At 70.1% G+C, this 19915-nt stretch carries 12 protein-coding genes; 6 read left to right on the forward strand and 6 right to left on the reverse strand.

The window, feature by feature from the left end:
• Position 1 precedes the first annotated feature (1 nt).
• Entirely contained in the window at positions 2–826 is an 825-nt protein-coding gene (gene fghA / locus Q7J39_RS10330; protein ID WP_304823920.1) for an S-formylglutathione hydrolase, read from the forward strand.
• Positions 827–887: 61 nt separating this feature from the next.
• Positions 888–2447, forward strand: coding sequence for a carboxylesterase/lipase family protein (locus Q7J39_RS10335; protein WP_370690041.1), 1560 nt, complete (start codon positions 888–890; stop codon positions 2445–2447).
• Positions 2448–2591: 144 nt separating this feature from the next.
• Here Q7J39_RS10335 and Q7J39_RS10340 read toward each other — a convergent pair whose 3' ends face one another.
• Together Q7J39_RS10340 and Q7J39_RS10345 are read right to left on the reverse strand one after the other, a co-directional pair.
• The gene (locus Q7J39_RS10340) at positions 2592–3089 is read right to left on the reverse strand and encodes a hypothetical protein (RefSeq protein WP_304823923.1); all 498 of its coding nucleotides are present in this window, start codon (positions 3087–3089) and stop codon (positions 2592–2594) included.
• Between the two features lie 118 nt (positions 3090–3207).
• The gene (locus tag Q7J39_RS10345) at positions 3208–3603 is read right to left on the reverse strand and encodes a hypothetical protein (protein ID WP_304823926.1); all 396 of its coding nucleotides are present in this window, start codon (positions 3601–3603) and stop codon (positions 3208–3210) included.
• 80 nt (positions 3604–3683) lie between these two features.
• Here Q7J39_RS10345 and Q7J39_RS10350 point away from each other — a divergent pair, with 80 nt between their 5' ends.
• On the forward strand, positions 3684–4670 hold the full coding sequence (locus tag Q7J39_RS10350; protein WP_304823929.1) for a YafY family protein: 987 nt from the start codon (positions 3684–3686) through the stop codon (positions 4668–4670).
• Positions 4664–6382 (forward strand): hypothetical protein, encoded by a 1719-nt coding sequence (locus Q7J39_RS10355; protein WP_304823932.1) that lies wholly within the window; start codon positions 4664–4666, stop codon positions 6380–6382. The genes Q7J39_RS10350 and Q7J39_RS10355 overlap by 7 nt, the downstream gene beginning before the upstream one ends.
• Here Q7J39_RS10355 and Q7J39_RS10360 read toward each other — a convergent pair.
• From Q7J39_RS10360 to Q7J39_RS10370, 3 genes are all read right to left on the reverse strand, one after another.
• Complete coding sequence (locus Q7J39_RS10360; RefSeq protein WP_304823935.1) at positions 6379–7194, reverse strand: PIG-L deacetylase family protein; 816 nt, start codon at positions 7192–7194, stop codon at positions 6379–6381. The genes Q7J39_RS10355 and Q7J39_RS10360 overlap by 4 nt on opposite strands.
• Positions 7191–8261 carry a serine hydrolase gene (locus Q7J39_RS10365; RefSeq protein WP_304823938.1) on the reverse strand — a complete coding sequence of 357 codons (1071 nt, stop codon included), beginning with the start codon at positions 8259–8261 and terminating at the stop codon, positions 7191–7193. Before Q7J39_RS10365 ends, Q7J39_RS10360 begins: the two co-directional genes overlap by 4 nt.
• Positions 8262–8413: 152 nt before the next feature.
• Positions 8414–14512 carry an autotransporter outer membrane beta-barrel domain-containing protein gene (locus Q7J39_RS10370; protein WP_304823940.1) on the reverse strand — a complete coding sequence of 2033 codons (6099 nt, stop codon included), beginning with the start codon at positions 14510–14512 and terminating at the stop codon, positions 8414–8416.
• A 165-nt stretch (positions 14513–14677) separates the two neighbouring features.
• On the opposite strand from Q7J39_RS10370, the gene Q7J39_RS20895 reads away from it, so the two are divergent.
• The gene (locus Q7J39_RS20895; RefSeq protein ID WP_370690042.1) at positions 14678–16090 is read left to right on the forward strand and encodes a GNAT family N-acetyltransferase; all 1413 of its coding nucleotides are present in this window, start codon (positions 14678–14680) and stop codon (positions 16088–16090) included.
• A 78-nt stretch (positions 16091–16168) separates the two neighbouring features.
• Here Q7J39_RS20895 and Q7J39_RS10380 read toward each other — a convergent pair whose 3' ends face one another.
• On the reverse strand, positions 16169–18679 hold the full coding sequence (locus Q7J39_RS10380) for a TonB-dependent siderophore receptor (RefSeq protein ID WP_304823942.1): 2511 nt from the start codon (positions 18677–18679) through the stop codon (positions 16169–16171).
• Between the two features lie 727 nt (positions 18680–19406).
• Here Q7J39_RS10380 and Q7J39_RS10385 point away from each other — a divergent pair.
• Positions 19407–19904: a RidA family protein gene (locus tag Q7J39_RS10385; RefSeq protein WP_304823944.1), complete on the forward strand. Its 498-nt coding sequence runs from the start codon at positions 19407–19409 to the stop codon at positions 19902–19904.
• Positions 19905–19915 lie beyond the last annotated feature (11 nt).

Raw genomic sequence — 19915 nt, forward strand, 5'->3', positions numbered from 1 at the left:
GGTGGAGATCGTCAAGTCGCACAGGGTCCACGGCGGGACGCTGAGCTATTGCCGGCACGCCAGCGAGGCCACCGGCACGCCAATGACCTTCTCGATCTTTGTGCCCGGCGGGGCGGGGCCGTTCCCGCTGCTGGTCTGGCTGTCGGGCCTGACCTGCACCGAGGACAACTTCACCACCAAGGCCGGCGCCTATGGCGCGGCGGCGGCGGCCGGCCTGGCCATCGTGGCGCCCGACACTAGCCCGCGGGGCGAGGGGGTGGCCGACGACCCGGCCTATGACCTGGGCCAGGGGGCGGGGTTCTATGTGGACGCCACCCAGGAGCCGTGGGCCAGGCACTTCCAGATGGAGAGTTACATCACCGGCGACCTGCTGGCGGTGGTGGGCGACGGGTTCCCGGTAGACCTCGCCCGCGTAGGGATTTCGGGCCATTCCATGGGCGGGCATGGGGCGCTGACCCTGGCCCTGCGCCATTCGAACCTGTTCAAGTCGGTCTCGGCCTTTGCGCCGATCTGTTCGCCGAGCCGCTGCGACTGGGGCCGCAAGGCCTTCACCGCCTATCTGGGCGCGCACGAAACCGCCTGGATGCCCCACGACGCCTGCGTGCTGATCGAGGCGGGCGCGGCGAAGTTCGACGACATCCTCGTGGACCAGGGGACGGGGGACGACTTCCTGGTGGGCCAGCTGAAGCCCGAGCTGCTGGAGGCCGCCTGCAAGGTGGCAGGCCAGAAGCTGACCCTGCGGATGCAGCCGGGCTACGACCACTCCTACTTCTTCATGGCCAGCTTCATCGCCGAGCACGTGGCTTGGCACGCCGCCCGCCTCTGAGGCGCGAGACACCGGTGTCAGGTGGGGTTTATCCTCTCGGGAAACGCGGGAGGATGAAGCCTTGCGAGACCTGTCTCGACGCACGCTGATCGCGGCCGGCGGTCTGGTGTTGGCGCCTTCCGGAGTGTTCGCCGCCGGCGCCTCGCCTGTCGCCAAGACCACCAATGGCCCGGTGCGCGGCTACGTCGACCAGGGGATCAAGGTCTTCAAGGGCGTCCGCTACGGCGCCGACACGGGCCCGCGCCGCTTCCGTCCGCCGCGGGCGCCGACGCCCTGGACGAAGGTTCTGGACGCCACCGCCTATGGCCCGAGTTCACCGCAAGGGTCGCGCGACGACGAGCGCCAGAGCGAGGACTGCCTGTTCCTGAATGTCTGGACGCCGGGCCTCGGGGGCAAACGGCCGGTGATGGTCTATCTGCACGGCGGCGCCTATTCGAACGGATCGGGGTCGTCGCCGCTCTATGACGGGGTGCGTCTCTGCCGGCGCGGCGACGTGGTGGTGGTGACCATCAATCACCGGCTCAATGTCTTCGGCTATGGCTTCCTGGCGAAGCTGGCGGGGTTCGCCGACAGCGGCAACGCCGGGATGCTGGACATCCTGCTGGCCCTGCGGTGGGTTCGCGACAACGCCGCCGCCTTCGGGGGCGATCCGGGCCGGGTGATGGTGTTCGGCCAGTCCGGCGGCGGGGCCAAGATCGCCACCATGATGGCCATGCCGGCCGCCGCGGGCCTGTTCCACGCCGCCGCCACCATGAGCGGCCAGCAGGTGACCGCCTCGGGGCCCCTGCACGCCACCGAGCGGATGACCCTGTTCCTGGACGCCGTCGGCCTGACGCGCGAACGGGCGGGCGAGGCCGCGACCTTGCCGATGGGCAAGCTGCTGGAAGGGCTGAGCGTGCGTGATCCCTTCACGCCGGGCGGGCTCTATTTCGGGCCGGTGCTGGACGAGCGGTCCCTCACCCGCCACCCCTTCTGGCCCGACGCCGCGCCCCAGGGGCTGAAGATTCCGATGATCATCGGCAACACCCATGACGAGGCCCGCGCCTTCGTGGCCAAGAGCAAGCCCGACCCCTTCGAGATGGGCTGGGACGAGGTGGCGGCTCGCATCGCGCCGGAGATGCGGGTGGATATCGACCCTGACCACGTGGTGGCCGAGTACCGGAAACTGTACCCGGACTATTCCCCCAGCGAGGTGTTCTTCGCCGCCATCACGGCGGGCCGCTCCTGGCGCGGGGCGGTGATCGAGGCGGAGGAACGGGCGCGGGCCGGGGCGCCGGCCTTCGTCTACCAGCTCGATCTGCCGAGCACGGTGGAGGGCGGCCGCCTGCGGGCCATGCACACCACAGACATCCCCCTGGTCTTCGACAACCTGGCGGCCAGGGGCTCGCCGGTGGCGCCGTCGCCGTCCGCGCAATCGGTGGCCGACAGGATGAGCGAGGCCTTCATCGCGCTGGCGAAGACCGGGAACCCGAACCACCCGGCGATCCCGGCCTGGACGCCCTACGACCTGACCCGGCGGGCCACCATGGTCTTCGACGCTGACACCCGGCTGGTGAACGACCCGCGCGGCGCGGAACGACGGCTGTTCGCCAAGGTCCCCTACATCCAGCCCGGGACCTGATCCTATTTTCCTGCCCCGTTTACGGGGAAGGGGGACCGCCCGAAGGGTGGTGGAAGGGGCGAGACCGGGCGCTGAGCTTGAGGCCGCCCCCTCCACCATGCTGCGCATGGTCCCCCTCCCCCGCTGCGCAGGGGAGGAAAGACTTCAGATCGCCCGGCGGAACGGCACCACCACGTCGTCGGCCTCATAGGCCTCCATCGCCACCGGCGGCGGGGCCATGTCGGGCACGCGCAGGATCAGGCCGTTCATGGCGAAGGCCTGGGCCACCAGGCAGGCGGCGGCGGGGAAGGGCGGCTGGCAGGCGTCGGCCAGCAGCCAGGCCAGGTGGGCCTCCATCCGGGGATAGTCCTCCATCTGGGCGGCCGCGAAGATCGCCACGATCAGCTGCTCGTCGCGGCTCAGCCGATAGGAGCCCGGGACGCTGAGGGTGACCTTGCGCCGGCCGCGCCGGGCCAGCTCGCGGACGAACACCTCCAGCGCGTTCAGGGCCTCGAACCCCACCACCCCGCAGGCCCGCTCGAACTGACGCCGCACCAGCGGACAGGCGCCGACCTCGAAGGCCATGGCCCGCACCCCCCAGACCAGCATGTGCTCGCCCTGGCTCAGGTCGCGGAGGTGGGCGGGGGTGGTTTCGCAGGGCATGGGCGCGACTCCTTGAGGAGCACCCTAGTTACTGCTCTTAAGAATTACTCGCAACTACGGTGGTCGGCCAAGAGCCTGGTGAAAGCGCGCAGAGCGCCTCGATTCCGGAGGTTGAAGCCTAAGCCGCCACGGACCGCCGTTCGTCCGCAAACTCGTAGCTGGCTTCGTCCCAGAGGGAGTCCCATTCGGCGAAGCGGGCGTTGGCGTCGCGCAGGCGGGCGTCGTCGCGGACGCTGACCACCTCGCCCTGGGCCTCGTCCCAGACCACGGTGAGGTCGGCCAGGCGGTGGTCGCCGGAGGCCAGGCGGCCCTGGATCTGGAGGCGTTCCACCATTTCCTCGGAGACCCGCAGCTTCAGGCGGCCGCCGGCCTGGCGCACGGCGACGTCGGCGTGGGTGATGACCTTGGCGATCATGTCGGCGTTGGCGGCTTCCACCGGGCGGCGAACGTCGAACAGGAACAGCGGTTCTGATCGCACGGCGCGGGGGCGGCGGAGTTGAGCGACGTTGGGCATGTGTGGCTCCTTTCGTTTCGGCATCATCAAGGTAGGATGTCGGTGCGTCAGAAACGGACGTACAAAAATAGGGGCCGACTTTGCGGCACGAAAAGGCGACTCGGTTACTCGAACTGGCGCGTCTCCTGGCGTCTTCCGCCGAAGGCATGACGCTCGACGAGATGGCAGGTTCCATGGGGGTGGGGCGACGCACCGCCGAGCGCATGCGCGACGCGGTCCGCGACGCCTTCCCGCAGATGGAGGAGGTGGAGGATCCGCCTACCCGGCGGTTCAAGATTCCCTCGGGCCTGGACGGCATCTTCCAGGCGCCCACCGCCGACGAGTTCGCCGCCCTGCACGCCGCGGCCGAACAGTTCCGGGCCATGGGCGCAACCGGGCGGTCGGCTGCCTTGTTGAACCTGGAACAGAAGGTGCTGTCGGCCATGCGGGCGGGCGTGCGCCGCAAGCTCGCCCCGGACCTGGAGGCTCTGTTGGAAGCCGAGGCCATCTCCATCCACGCCGGGCCCCGCCCTTTCGAGGACGAGAGCGTGCTGGGCGCCATCCGCGACGCCATCAAGTCCCTGCGCCGCCTGCGGTTCAAGTATCAAGGCGGCTCGACCCCCGGTCGGGTGCGGGAGATCACGCCGTTCGGGGTGCTGTTCGGGCGGTCCAACTATCTGGTGGGCGCCGAGGGGGACTCCACCGAGCCGCGTACCTGGCGGCTGGACCGGGTGGCCGACCTGGAGGTCACCGAGACCTTCGGCGCCAAGCCCGAGGACTTCACCCTGCAGGCCTTCGTCGAGCGCTCCTTCGGCATCTATCAGGACGCGGTGGAGGAGGTGCGGCTGCGCATCCTGCCCCATGGCGCCGAGGAGGCCATGGGCTGGCGCTTTCACCCGACCCAGAGGCTGGAACCCCTGCCGGACGGCGGGGTGCTGGCGACTTTCCAGGCCGGTGGCATGCGGGAGCTGGCCTGGCACCTGTTCACCTGGGGCGACAAGGTGGAGATTCTGGGGCCCGAGCGGCTGAAGCAGATCATGCGCGACGAACTGGCTGTCGCGCTCGCCGCCCATGGCGCGTCGTGCTGACCCCGCGCCCCGACGGGCGGGTGGAGAGCCAGGTCCCGGTACTGCTGCCGATCATGGGACCGCGGCTGCAGGGGGAACTGCACGCGGACGGCCGATTGGAGCTGGCGCTGTGGGGCGCGGGCGACCTGGGACGGCTGCGGTTCTCAGCCCTGACCGGGCCCTATGTCCACGCGCCGAACCTGGTGACCACGCCGGACGGGGGCGCCTATGCCGCCCAGTCCGATCCAGTGCTGGTGCTGAAGGGCGTGACCTATCGCGGCTTCACGCCGGCGCGGAGGTGCGCGTCGTGGGACCGCACGGCGCATCCGAAATCCAGGGTCAGCCGCAAGGGCGGGCGGCGGCGGATCGACCTGCCCTGGGCGGTGGTGCTGCTGGAGACGCGGGGGCCGGACCTGGTGGTCTCGGCGGGCGCGGATGTGGACGAGGCCGAGCGCGGCCTGGGCCTGTCGGTCGAGACCATCGTCACCGAGGCCGAGCACTACGCCGTTCACTGCGACCAGCTGCCGGAGGCCGATCCGGTGCTGCGTTCCATGGTCATGCAGGGAACCCACGCGGCGCTTTCCTCGGTGCGCCGTGACGAGCGTGGGCGGTTCGACGGCCTGGCCGCGGGCCTGGCCTATAGCGCGCCGGCCCGGACCTATTACCGCGACGGCTACTGGACTTTGCAACTGCTGCTGAAGGCCGCGCCGGCCGTGGTCCACGCCCAGATCGATTTGCTGGCGGCCGGTATCCAGCCCGACGGCGAGGCCCCGAGCGGGGTGATCGTGTCCGGCCCGGAGATGGCCCAGGCCTGGGAGGCGCTGCGCACCACGGTGTTCGGGTTCGACTGGATCCACAAGCGCCGCGCCGACTGGTGGAGCGACCACTTCGACTCACCGCTGTTCTTCGTGTTGACGCTTGGCGACTACGTCCGCGCGACGGGGGATGTGGAGCCGGTGGACCGAAACTGGCCCTTCGTGAAGGCGATCTACGAGCGCTACGTCGCCCTGTCGCCGGACGGCCTGCCGGTGAAGCCGCGCCACGACCGCGACTGGGCCGACAATGTCTACCGCTCGGGCCTGGTGAGCTACGACATCGGCCTGTGGGTGGGCGCCCTGGACGCGCTTGTCGAACTCGGCGCGGCGCAGGACCCGGAGCTGGCGGCGCGGGCCAAGGTGACGGCCGCGGAAGCCCGGGTCGCGGTGGCGGCGCAGATGAAGCGGCCCCACGGCGGCTATCCCGACTATCTCGACGTGCCGGCCGGCGTCGCCGAGGACCACCTGACCCTCGACAGCCTCACCCTGCTGCGCCACGACGCCTTGCCGGAGGCCGATGCGCTCGCTGTGCTGGAGCGCGTGCGCCGGGCCCTGGAGAGCCGGCACAACTCCGCCCAAGGCTTCGGCGACTGGGGCATGCTCTGCGCCTATCCGCCCTTCAGCCGGCGCGGCGACCTGAGGTCGAAGACGGTGTTCCCGTTCCGCTACCACAACGGCTCCGACTGGCCCTGGCTGGACGGCCTCTATGCCGACGAGCGGCTGCGGCGCGGCCTTCCGGGCTGGCGCTATCCCATGGTGCGGTGGTGGGAATATTGCTTGAGCCAGGGCTGGATGGGGGCGGTGGAATACTTCTCGCCGCCCTGGGGGCGCGGTTCGCTGCTGCAGGGCTGGTCCAGTATGCCGGCGGCGGTGGCCCTGGCGCACCGGGAGACCGTGCTGGCGGGCGATCCGGACTAGCGACTGACCGCCAGGGCGAAATACTCCCGGTCGAACAGGCGGTAGTAGAGCCAGGCGGGCACGCGGTCGTAGCCGGGCTGGACGTCGGCGATGACCTTGGCCTGGCTGGCGTGGACGTCCAGCAGGCGGCGCTTGGTGGTGGCGAAGCGGGCGATGGGCACGGCGACGGTGGGGGCGGGGAGACCGGCTTGCGGGTCGCTCGGATAGTTGTCGCGGAACGCGGCCACCAGCTTGAGGGCCAGCTGGATCAGCGCCTTGGGCAGGGTCGCCTGGTAGAGGCGGCGGACCGAGTTCTCTTCCTGGGCAAGCTCACGCGCCCAGCGGCCGACGGCCACGTGATCGGGGTGGCCGTAATATCCGATCTTCTCATCGAAGCTGATGAGCACGCTCGGCTTCCAGTGGGCGATCCGTTCACGGATCACTGCATTCACCGCGTCGCCGTCGGCGGTGGCGAGGCCGCCGTCGGGCCATTCGAACACCTCGACGGCGTGGGCGCCGAGCGTGGCGCCGGCGGCCTCGGCCTCCAGGCGGCGGACCTGCGCGAGGTCCTCGCGGCTATAGCCGGTGTCGCGGGCGGCCTCTCCCCGCGTGAGGTAGATCAGGATGACCTGGGCGCCCTCGCGCGCGAGGGCCGCGAAGGTCCCCGCGCTGGTGATCTCGTCGTCGGGATGGGCCCAGATCGCCATGACGACCTTCGGCGCGCCGGCGACCAGCAGGCTGCGGGCGGTGGGCACGGCGCTGTCGTTCAGCCGCCTGCGCACGAACAGGAAGGCGCCCGCCAGCAGGATCAGCAAGACAACGGCGAGACTCACGGCCGGAAGCAGTCCACCAATTCGGTCAGCCAGGCCTTGAGGTCGTCCTTCTTCTCGCTGGGGGTCTTGCCGTGGCGGACCACCACCAGGTCTAGGTCGGGAACCACGACGGTGAACTGGCCCTCGTGGCCGTTGGCGGAGAAGGAGCCGGGGCCGCCGAGGCCCAGCCACCAGTGGGCGCCGTAGGCCCCCTCGGTCACGCCCTCCTGCTGGAAGGTCGGCGTGCGGGCGTAGTCGGCCCAACCCTCGGGCAGCAGGCGCTGGTTCTCCCACACACCGCCGCGCAGGTAGAGCAGGCCGAAGCGGGCGAAGTCCTGGGCGGTGGCGAAGCAGTAGGACGAGCCGATGAAGGTCCCGACCGGATCGAACTTCGGGACCGGACTGGTCATGCCGAGCGGCGCAAACAGCCGCGTGCGCATGAAGGCCTCGAAATCGGGGCCGTAGGCGTCAAGCGTCCGGGCCAGCACCCGGGCGACGATGTTGGTGGTTCCGCTGGAATAGGACCAGTGGCGGCCGGGCGCATAGAGCAGCGGCTTGTCGGCGGCATAGTGGGCGACGTCGGCCTTTCCCGAGCCCCACATCATCTCGATGGTGTCCGAGGGCTTGTCCGGCTCATAGACCTCGGAGAACTCCAGGCCCGAGGACATGCGCAGCAGGTGATCGAGGGTGATCGCGCCGCGCGGGTCGCCGCCGTCGCGCCACTCGGGGACATCGGCGGGCGCGTGGATGTCGAGCTTGCCGTCCCCCACCAGCAGGCCGGCCAGCGCGTGGGTGATGCTCTTGGCCTTGGACCAGGACAGGCAGGTCTTGTCGGCGTCGTGGTCAGGACCATAGCGCTCGAAGATCAGCCGGCCGTCCTTGATCAGCACCACGGCGTGAGCCTCGCCGAAGGCCAGTTGGTCGAACTGCTCGGCCATCAGGTCGTCGAGGCGCAGGCGGTCGAAGCCCGGCGGGAAGAGGCCCAGCGGCCATTCTTCCGTCGGCCACGGGGTTCCGGCGGGCTGGGTGGGGAAGGGCGGCAGGCTCATGGCGTGAGACTGGCCTGAAGGGGCGGCCTTGTCATCCACCCACCGTCATCCCGGAAAGCCCGCAGGGCTTGTCCGGGACCCAGATGCGCGGCGCGTGCCGGAGAGATCGGCGCGTCTGGTGGCTACTTCGCGCCGCCGCTTCGCGGTCCCGGTCTTCCGCTCGCGCGGAAACCGGGATGACACCGGGGGATCTAGAACTGCATCCGCAGCTTGATGGCCGCGGTGTCGTCCCGGTAGCGGTCGCCCTGGCGGGTTTCGTACTCGACGCGGATCGCGCCCCTCTCGAAGTCGGCCTCCAGGCCGAGGGCGGCGCGGGTGAGCTGTTGCGGCAGTTCGGTCTTCACCGTGAAATCGGGCGCGGCGGCGGGGGCGCTTTCCAGCCGGGCGGTGACGTCCCAGCTGCTTTCCGAGAAGCGGGTGATGCCGACATTGGCGTAGGGCCGCAAGACCAGGCCCTTGGCGGTGACATGGGTGCCGCCGATCTCCAGGTTGGCCGTGCCGGAGGTGAAGGACTGGTCGCCATCCCTGACGATCAGGTTCAGGCCCGGCGCACCGCTCTCGCGATAGCCCTTGAGGCCCAGGTGATAGGCCTCCCCCTCAAGGGAGGGCCGCACATAGAAGCTCTGGCCTTGGGCGGTATAGGCGGCGCGTAGGCGCAGGGAGGCGAGGTTGGTCACCGGATGGCTGCCCGCCGACACCTGGTCGATGGGGAAGTTCACGGCGCGGGAGAGGTCGGCGCGGCTGTACTGATAGCTGCCGGCGGCGGCCAGCAGCAGGGGGCCCATCTCGCGCTTGATGACCGCGCCGGCCTGGATGCGCCGGGCCCGCGAATGGGCCGGGGCGCCGCTGTCGAACTGGCTGTCCTCCAGGCCAAGCGACAGCCCCCCGAACCAGCCGGGCTGGCTGAGCGCGAACTGACCGCCGGCCTGCAGGCGCATGGCGTGCTGCTGGTAGCCGGGTTCGGTGGCGCCGGCGGACCTGCGGCTGGAGCCGCCGCCGGCCTTGGCCCAGTAGCAGGCGCCTTCGTGCAGGACATCGGTCGCGCCCTCGCCGCCCGGGCAGCTCATCAGCCCGCCGACGAAGGTGAGGGACGACATCAGCGGCGCGACTCCCTGGGTCGGTCCGGCGCCGGGGTCCAGGGTGTCGACGCGGGCCACATAGGCGGCCCGGTTCTTCTGATAGGCCAGGTCGTCCAGCAGCGGTTCCTGGGCGGGCGTGCCGCCGGCGGCCCAGCTGGCCTGGATGTGCCGGGTGATGGCGACCTGATTGGGGCTGAGACCCGCCAGCACGAAGTCGACCTTGTCGGTCCCCACCTGCAGCTCGGTGGCCGTGGCCCGAAGGCCGTAATCGATCACCAGGGTGTCGCTGGTGTTGGCGGAGATCCCGGTGTGGGTCAGCGACGCCGCGCTCAAGGCGGTGACGTACTTGCCGGGGATGAGGTCAAGCACATGGTAGGGCTCGAGGATCACGTGGCCCGCGAGGGCGGCCGCGCCCGAGACATCGATGCGGTCTGCGGCGCCGGCGTGATAGCGGGCGTCGATCTTCAGGGCGCCGGTGGCGCCTTGCGTGAAGTTCCCCAGCAGGGCGGTGGTCGCCAGGACGCCCGCCCCGCTAGGTGAAACCAGGCCGGCGTTGGCGAAGATCCCGCCGTTGAGGGCGATGACCTGGGCGCTTTCCACCACGCCCGCGGCGCGGTTGGTGAAGCTGTTGGCGCCGCCCCCCAGACCGACATTGCCGATGACCCGGCCTGAGTTGTCCACCGCGTCGTCGCCGTCGGAGCCGAGGATGGCCAGGTAGGATTTGGCGGTGACCGAGCCGCCGCCGATGGTCAGGTGGTTATCGCCCCCGCCGGCCATGAAGATGCCCGCCCCGCCGTTGGCGCCACCCGCGATTGCGCCATTGACGGTGATGTTGATGTCGGCGCCGCGGCCGTTCGAACCCGCGCCGCCGACGCTCTGGGCCAGGATGCCGTGGGCGCCGTCCCCGAAGGCCTTGATGTCGCCGGCGTGGGCGATGGTGATGGCGCCCGCCACGCCCTTGTCGCCGTTGGAGCCCGACAGCGCGATGGCCGCCGGGAAGGAGTTGGCGCCGGTGCCGCCGATGCCGCCGCCGCCGCCGATGGACTGGGCGTAGACGCCGTGCGCGCCCTCGCCGGTGGTGGTGATGGCGCCGGTCGTCGTGACCTTGATGGCCCCGCCGTTCCCGCCCTTACCGCCGCCGCCGCCCATGCCGAGGCTGGCGACGGAATAGGGGACGCCGGTGTCGATCTTGACGAGGCCCAGGGGATCGACCCCGAACACCAGGGTGGCCGGGACCACCCCGCCGCCCAGGCCGCCGCCGCCGCCGACGCTCTGGGCCAGGACGCCATAGGCCGCCTTGCCGGAGGTGGCGATGGCGCCCTTCACCGAAACCTCGACGTCGCCGCCGTCGCCGCCCGACGTGCCCGAGCCGCCCAGGGCGACGTTCAGATAGTTCGACGCATTGGCCGCGCCGCCGATGCCGCCGCCGCCGCCGACGGACTGGGCCAGGACGCCTGCCGAGCTGGCGCCGAAGGTGACCACGTCACCCTCCTGGGCGACCTTGACCGCCCCGCCGTTGTCCACCGATCCGCCCTTGCCGCCGATGGAGAGCGAGAAGGAATAGCCGCCGCTGATCTCGCCGGCGCCGGTGCCGCCGATGCCGCCGCCGCCGCCGACGCTCTGGGCCAGGACCCCGTAGGAGAGGTCGCCCAGGGTGGAGATCGCGCCCTCGTTGGTGACGGTCACCGAGCTTCCCGCGCCGGAGGACCCGCCGGCCCCGCCCAAACCGCCGCCGATGCTCATGTCGCCGGTCGCGCTGCCGTCTCCACCGCCGCCGGAGCCACCGCCGCCGCCCACGCTCTGGGCGAAGACCCCCGAGGACATGAAGCCGGCGGTGACGATCTCGCCGGTGCTGGTGAGCGCAACCTCGCCGCCCTTGCCGGCCGCGCCGCCATAGCCGCCCACGCCGATGGAGATGGCGATGCTGTCGGGGGCCTTGCTGGTCTTCTTGCCGACGTCGCGGGCCAGGTTCTTCCCGAAGGAGCCGGGGTTGGAGAGGATGCGGGAGAACTCACGCTTTAAGGTGGCGTAGCGGTCGGTGGCCTTCTGCTTGAGGCTGGTGTTGTTGTCCTCGCCCTTGCCGTCGGGGAGCACGGTGGGGATGTCGATCCCCTCCAGCAGGGAGCCCATGGAGCCTGCGCCGCCATTGCCGCCGCCGCCGCCGACGCTCTGGGCTGTGACCCCGTTGGCGCTGGCGCCCAGGGTGACGATGGCGCCGGTATTGACGACCTTGACCAGGGCCCCGTCGCCGGCCGCCCCGCCGTGGCCGCCGACCGCCACCTTGATCTCGGCGCTGCGCACCTGGCCGCCGACATTGAAGGCCGCCGTGGTGGCCGAGGCGTCGCCGCCGGCCCCGCCGCCGCCGCCGACGCTCTGGGCGAAGATGCCGGTGGAGCCGTCGCCATAGGTGGTAATCAGGCCGCCGTTGTCGACATTGACGATGTCGCCGGCCCCGCCCTTGCCGCCGGAGCCCCCCACGGCGACTGAGACATTGACCTCGGTCCCCTTGCCCGCCGCCGCGGTGATGGCGCTGGCCGAGGCGTCGCCGCCCCGCCCGCCGCCGCCGCCGACGCTCTGGGCGAAGACGCCTGAGGCATTGAAGTCGTAGGTGGTGAGCGCGCCGGTATTGGTCACGTCGACCCGCATGCCGGCCCCGCCGTCGCCGCCGGAACCGCCCACGGAGACCGAGATGGCGACCGCCACCTTGTCGCCGCCGGCGATGGCCACGGAGGTCGCCTGGCCGCCCGCGCCGCCGCCGCCGCCGACGCTCTGGGCGAAGATGGCGTTGGCGAAGTCGCCGGCCGCCTCTATGGCGCCGGTGTTCTTCACGTTGACGGTGGAGGCGTCGCCGCCTGCCCCCCCGGAGCCGCCCACCGCCACCGAGGCCGAGACGAAGGCCCCGACGCTGATGGCTGTGGCCGAGCCACCCTTGCCGCCGCCGCCGCCGATCGACTGGGCGAAGATCGCGTCGGCGCCGAGGCCCGAGCTCTTGATCAGGCCGTCGTTCTGCACGACCACCGCGCCGCCCTTGCCCCCCGCGCCGCCGGCGCCGCCCACGGCCACCGAGGCGAAGGCCCCGGCCCCGAAGGCGTCGCCGCCGTTGCCGCCGCCGCCGCCGACGCTCTGGGCGAAGATCGCCGAGGCGCCCTGGCCCGAGGCCGACAGGGTCGCGCCCTTGCCGTTGATCGCGGTGACCAGGCCGCCATTGCCGGCGTCGCCGCCGGAGCCGCCCGAGACGCTGATCCAGCCGCCGGCCGAGCCGCCGTTGCCGCCGCCGCCGCCGATGCTCTCCAGGAACAGGGCGTGGGCGCGCGCGCCCTGGGTGGTGACCGAGCCCATGTTGCTAAGACTGACCGCCCCGCCGTCCGGGCAGACGAAATAGATCCGGCAGCGGGCCGACTCCGCGGTGCCGCCGTTGCCGGCGTCGGAATAGAAGATTCCGTCCGAGGAGCCGCCGTCGCCGCCGACCCCGCCCAGGCTCTGGCCGAACATGCCGTAGGACTCCAGGCCCTGGGTGGCGATGGTCCCGGTGTTGGTCATGGTGATGACGCCGCCCGGCGCCGAGGCGCCGCCCTTGCCGCCCTGGCCCACGAAGATGGAGTCGCCGTCGCCGCCGTCGCCGCCCTTGCCGGCCAGGGACTGGCCCAGCATGCCATAGGCGCGGTCGCCCGAGGTCTTCAGCGTCCCGGCGTTGGTGAGGGTGACGTCGCCGGTCAGGCCTCCGTCGCCGCCGGTGGCGCCGGCATAGGCGTTGTTGCCGCCGCCGCCCTGGCCGCCCTGGCCGCCGAGGCTGAAGCCCGCCACCGCATGGGCGCCCGCGCCCGAAGTGGTGATGGCGCCGCCGGACGCGATATCGACCCGCACCGTGCCGGCGTCACCGCCGCGGCCGCCGGCGTTGGAGCTGTCGTCGACGCCCGATGCGCTGTCGCCCCGCGAGCCCTCGCCCCCCAGGCTGCGGGCGAGCACGCCATAGGCCTTGGCGCCGGTGGTGACGACGGCGGACTTGATGGTGACCAGGATGCGGCCGGCGACGCCGCCGGTGACGCTGGGGCTGTCATTGATCGACCGGCCGCCCATGCTCTGCGCCAGCACGCCGTGGGCGCCGGACCCGGAGGTGGTGAGGGCGCCGGTGGTGGTGACGGTGACCTCCCCGCCCCGGCCGCCCTGGACGCCGAGACCGCCAACGCTGAGCGCGGCGATGGCGGGGGAGCTGATCCCGGTCGTGGTGATCGCCCCGCGATTGTCGACGGTCACCGGGCCGGCCGCGCCGCCGTTGGTGTAGACGGGAAGATTGAAGAGCCCGAGGTTGACGTTCCAGACCCCCGTCCCGCCCACCGACTTGGCCAACAGGCCCGCCGCGTAGTCGCCGGTCGATCCGACGGCCGCGGTGTTGGTCAGGGTGACGGTCCCCCCGGGCTCTCCGTCGCCGCCGGCGAACGCCCCGCTGCCCTGGCTGATCGCGCCGATGGTCCCGGTCAGGGTGTCGAGCATCTCCTCCGGCTGCGGCGGCGCGTCGAGATAGGTCAGGGCATTGGTCTGCAGGGCGATATAGCCCAGCACCTGGGGGGCTAGCCTGGTCTTGTCCGGGACGCCGCCGCCGAAGATGCAGGCGCCCAGATTGACCTGGCAGTGGAAGCTGAACAGCGCCGCGGTCGCCGCCGGGCTGGTGTCGCCGTTGATGGCGGCCAGGGCCTGGGTTCCGAAGGTCAGGCGGCTCTGGGCAGTGTTGCGCTCGCCGACCCGGTTGAAGGTGACGGCGCGGGACTGGGCGATGAGGCCGCTGGCGGCGGTGGCCGGGGTTGCGTTGGTGATGTCGAGATTGACGCCAGGCGCGGCGGCGGCGGTCAGGGGGCTGGCGGCCTCGATCAGCAGGGCCACGGCGGCGGCGCGGGCGATCAGCCGTCGCGCGGTCTCGTCGAAGCGCCGCGCGCGGCGGGCGGCTGGCCGGGAGATGGCGATGACATTGGTGACCGGAAGGCTCTGGGCCGAAAGTTCCAGGGCCTCCAGGGCCAGGTAGAGCCGTCGGGTCGCCTCCGTCGCCGGGCTGTCGCCCACCAGCCGACGCAGGGCCGACAACTCCGCCAGGGTCCCGGAAAGCTGCTCGCGAAGGGCGGCCGCGGTCGTGGGATCGACGGCGTCGGCCAGCAGCCGTTCGCGCAGGATCTCAAGCGCCTGCGCCAGGCGCAGCAGCTTCTGCGTCCGTTCCGACATGAAGTAACCCCCGACACACCGTCTCGCGGGAGTCCCCAAGACGGCTAAATCTACCCGTGTTATTCAAGGGCCTGGCTTCGCAACCGGCAATTGGCGAATTTTGGGAAGGGATTCGCGCGTCAGCGTTGCGAGCGTTCGCCTAACGGGCGAGTGGAGTGGGTGGGAATGTCGACAAGCAATGTCTTCGAGGACCCGTTCGACCTGGGCGGATGGCCGCCGCGGCTAAGCGTCGAAGAGATCGCGGAGATGCGGACGCACCCCAATTTCCACGCCGCCTTCCTGGCCGCCGAACAAACCGCCCAGCCGGCCCTGACGCTGGGCTCCCTGCGCAGCCTGTTCAAGGATCGCGGCAGCCAGACTATCGGCACCCTGGCCCTGTGCCTCTACGACACCGAGGAGGGTCTGACCGCGGGCCGCCTGACGCGGATGTGCGTGGAGTCCGGCATCTGCAGCGCGGGCCGGGTGGAGAGCTACCTCGCCCTCATGCGCCAGCGCGGCGCGCTCCTTCCCCTGGCCAAGACCTCAGGCCTGTCGGTCCGCTACGGATTTAGCGAGGACTATCTCACCTGGTTCCGGGACTATCTGCGCCACGGGCTTCGGGCGCTCGCCCTGGTCGATCCAGCCTCCGCGGCGGTGCTGCCACTGATGGCGGGGGCGGACTTCTTCCACTTCACCCGCCGCACCCTGGCCAGCGCCAGCGTCAATCCGCCCCTGACCTATCCGGGCCTGGGTCCCGAATTGCTGCTGTTCGCGCAGCGGGACGCGGGGCTGGCGATCCTGTCGGACCTGGTGGCTGAACAACTGGCCACCGAGACCGGATCGGCGCCGGTCTCGGTGGCCGATCTGGCCCGGCGGCACGGCGTCTCGCGGGCCCACGTGCTGAAGCTGCTGCGGGACGCCGATGAGGCCGGGGCCTTCGCCTGGGAGCCGGACAAGCGCACCGTCACCGTGCCGGCCTGGCTGCTGGACCGGCTGGAACATGGGGTGGCGGTGACCCTGCTCAACCGGCGCTACGCCGCCCGCGCCGTGCTCGCCGCGCCACGCGGCGCGCTGGCCATCCGCTCTGCGACGGCAGCCGACGTCGAGACGCTGCGGGCCCTGATGGAGCAGGCGATCCGCATTCACCTGGCGGCCTATCTGCCGCCGGAGGGGGTGGCGGCCTCCTTCGAGATCATGGGCCTGGATACCCAGCTGATCGAGGACGGCACCTATTTCGTGGTGGAGGCTGACAGCCAGGTCGCCGGCTGCGGCGGCTGGAGCCGGCGGGCCACCCTGTTCGGCGGCGATCATAGCGCCGGCCGCGATTCAGGCCTGGTGGATCCCGCGACGGAGCCGGCCCGCATCCGGGCCATGTACACCCATCCCGACTTCGCTCGCCGGGGGGTGGGTAAGCTGATCCTCGACACCTGCGAGGCCGCCGCCGCCGCCGAGGGCTTCAGCCGCTGCGAAATGGCCGCCACGCTCTCGGGCGAGCCGCTCTATCGCGCCACAGGATACAGGACGATCGAGCCCTTCGAGGCCGACACCTCGACGGGGTTCAAGGTGCCGCTGATCCGCATGGGCAAGATGCTGGCCTGACGCTCCGCCGCCGCGTCCGGCGCAACGAAAAAGGGCGGCCCCTGAGGGCCGCCCTTCCACGCTCTCCGAACGTCTTGGTTAGAAGGCGTAGGTCACCCGGCCGTAGTAGTAGCCGCCGTTGATGCCGAAGGGGGAGTAGGTGGGGTATTGCGCCACGCAACCGCCGCCGGAGGCCACGCAGGCGGCCTGGTACTGGGCCGACAACTTGTCCGGGTACTTGTTGAACAGGTTGTTGGCCCCGATCGAGACGGTGACCGCGTCGAGGAACTTGTAGGAGACTTCCAGATCGGTGATCGCCGTCGAGCCGATGGAGGTCTGCAGCAGCGGACCCGTGCCGGGGTCGGCCAACGCCGAGGATTTTCCATAGACGGTCTCGGTCAGGTTCACCGTCAGAGCGCCGAAGCTGTAGAGCGCGTTCAGGCCAAGCTTGAACTTGGGCGAGGCGGTTTCCAGCAGCGATCGGGCGTTGCCGGCGAACAGGCTCTGTCCGCTCGGATACGGGACGCTGGGTGTGGTGAGCGGCGCAGGCGGCGCCTTCACCTTGGTGACCTTGGTGGTGTTGTAGTTGCCGCTGAGGCTCCAATCGATCCGGCCATAGTCGCCCAGGTCGGTCGGGTAGGAGATCACCAGGTCGACGCCGCGCGAGCGGGTGTCGAGGCCGTTCGAGAAGATGTTGATCCCGGTGGTGGTGACGGTGGGGTCAAGCACATTGCCGTTGGCGATGATCGCCGCCAGCACCTGGGGAGAGGCCAGGACCCCGCCGCGGGTGCCGTAGAGCGAGCTGGAGCCGAAGATGCGGTCGGTCAGTTCGATCTGGTAGGCGTCCAAGGTCAGGGTCATGGCCGGGATCGGGTGGGCCACGATGCCGACGCTGTAGTTGGTGGATTCTTCCGGCTTCAGGGCGTCGATGCCCAGCAGACGAGCGGCAGGCGAGTTGGGCGCCAGCTGCACGAAGGCCGAGGTCGGGGACACGTTGGTGGCCGAATAGAAGGATTCCGCCAGGGTCGGCGCGCGGAAGCCGGTGCTGGCCGTCCCGCGAACCGCGATATAGTCGTTGAAGTCGTAACGGCCGGTCAGCTTGGCGACGGTGGTTTCACCGAAGTCGCTGAAGTGCTCATAACGGACTGCGACGTCGAGCTGCAGGGCCTCGACAGGCGAGACCGCCAGGTCGGCATAGACCGCCCAGCTGTCACGGCTGTGCTTGCCGGCATCGGTGAGCGCGAAGCCGGGATAGGACTGCGAGCCTTCCTTGTAGCGCGAGGCGGGTTCACCGGCGCCGATCTCGTAGGTTTCGTGGCGGTTCTCGAAGCCGAAGGCCGCGGCCAGGGGGGTCGCCAGGCCGACCTCGAACTCTTTGGAGAGGTCGAGGTTGTTGGTCAGCTGGGTGGTGGTCCAGGAACCGGCGTGGAACGAGGTGGGCGAGAAGCCCTTGGCGGTCAGGGTCGAGGTGTCGGCGTAGAGGCTGGCGTTGATGGAGTCCTCGACGCGGACCTCGATCTCGTCGACGCCGTAGGTGGAGCTCAGGTCGAAGTTCCAGCCGCCGACGGCGCCGGAGATGCCGAGGGTGCCGGCATAGTCGTCTTCGATGATGCGCTCACGCGGGCTGAAGCCGGCGGGGTAGGGCCGGTCGGCCGCGCCCTGCTTGCCCTGGACGCGGTTGTAGCGGCGGTAGTTCTCGTAGGCCGAGGCGTCCTTATGGCCGTAGGAGCCGAAGGAGTAGATCTCGAGGTCGTCGGTGACCGAGACGCCGCCGTTGTAGCCCAGGTTGCTGAGGCGGTATTCGGCGTCGCCGGAGATCAGGTTGAAGTTAGGGAAGCCCGGCAGGGTGCTTTCATAGGCGAAGTGGGCGGCCGAGTAGGACGGGCTGGCCGGATTGGCCGAGCGCTGGTCAGCCAGGCCGCGGTTGCTGAAGCCGTGGTACTTCGTCTCGGCGGTCAGGTTCAGGTAGCTGTTCTCGGTGGGCGCGACACCGATGTTGAAGGAGACGGCGGCCGTCTTGCCACCTTCGTCCATGTACTCGCCGCCGGTGGCCGAGATGGAGCCGCCTTCGCTGTTCTTCTTGAGGATGACGTTGATGACGCCGGCGATGGCGTCGGTGCCGTACTGGGCCGCCGCGCCGTCGGTCAGGACTTCGATCCGGCCGATGGAGGCCATGGGGATGAAGCTGAGGTCGGTGGCCGCCGCGCCCTGATAGGCGCCGGACAGGACGGCGAAATTGGCGGTGGTGTGCCGGCGCTTGCCGTTGATCAGCACCAGGGCGTGGTTGGGCGAGAGGCCGCGAAGGCGCGCCGACAGGGTCAGGTTGGCCGTGTCGCCGCCGAAGGCCTGGGCGTTGAAGGATGGCACCAGGTTCGCGAGGCCGACCCGCAGGTCGGTCTGGCCGGTGCGGGTGAGGGCGGCGGTGTCGACCACCTGGACCGGGGCGGCGCTGTCTTCGACCTTCAGGCCGGTCTGGCGCGTGCCGGTGACAATGACTTCATCGACCTCGGCCGCAGCAGCGGCCAGGGTCTGGGCCGAGGCGGCCCCTGCGATCAATACGGAGGCGAGCGAGACGCTCGCCAGCCATGCGTTGCGGGTGGTGGATTTCATCTTGGTAGGCCCCCTCATCAGTCACGGCGCAAAGCGGCCGCAAGGTTCCCCGCGCGCCTCTGTGCTCAGGCGGCGGGATGTTGACGGACGATCCAGGGATGGGCTGTGGCCCTTAGTCCCAGGTATTCGTCCAGAAATGTTGGATTTTTTACTCAATATCCGCGTAGAAGGCCGCGAGACGCCTGGCCTGTATGGCCACATCAGAGTGATAAGCTATGAGATAGGCACTCATACGATGAACTCGCGCGAAAGTTGAGATCGCTCGACCCGTCCATTTCCTACCTGTTGCTGGTTTCTTATTATTCGCTGGAAAAAAACCCCTGAAACGTCTTCAGAACCATTGACCAGATAGTAAGAGGTCCACACGAATCCTTTTTCATGTCAACGCGACGAAGCGATGGCGTCGTAATGTCGTCAAAGTGTGGGTGTTCGACGCAGGAGGTGCGCGATAATCGGGCATGACATTGGGCAAGTCCCCAATTCGTCCGATCATCGACTCGTCGGAGACATGGTGAGTGGTCGTCTCATCTCGCGATGACTGCCAGAGAACTGGGCGCTGGGCGCCCGCAGATTAATCAGTCAGGACGATTTTCGGGCGATATGGCCTCGTCGGCGCCGTCGGAGCGCGCGGCGGCGCGAACGGCATGGCTTGAACATCCCCGCCCGCCTGACCCAAGGTGGAGATGCCTCGCCGACCGCCGGCGCCCACATGAAGGAAGACCTCCCGATGCGCAGACTGATCCTGGCCGCCCTCCTGCCCGTGTTGGCCGCCGCCGCCGCGCCTGCCGCCGCCGCCGACGGCATCGTTCGGGTGGGCGCCCCCACCTCCGCCATCCTGCAGGGCGCGGTCGTGCCGGCCGGCTATGACATCTTCTATGTCAGCGGCATGACCCCGCCGCCGCTGAACGCCGGCGCGCCCGCCGGGACCCCGGTGCAGTTCGGCGACACCAAGACCCAGACCATCGGCGTCATGAAGCGCATCGAGGAGGTCCTGAAGGGCCAGGGCTACACCATGGGCGACGTGGTGATGATGCGCGTCTATCTGGTGGGCGACCCGGCCAAGGGCGGCGGCATGGACTTCGCCGGCATGATGGAGGGCTACAAGCAGTTCTTCGGCACGGCCGAGCAGCCCAACAAGCCGGCCCGGGTGACCATGCAGGTCGCCGCCCTGGTGGCGCCGGGCATGCTGGCCGAGATCGAGGTCCAGGCCGCCAAGAAGAAGTAGGCGCCCAACAA

The organism is Phenylobacterium sp. (assembly GCF_030651185.1).
Taxonomy (GTDB): Bacteria; Pseudomonadota; Alphaproteobacteria; order Caulobacterales; family Caulobacteraceae; genus Phenylobacterium.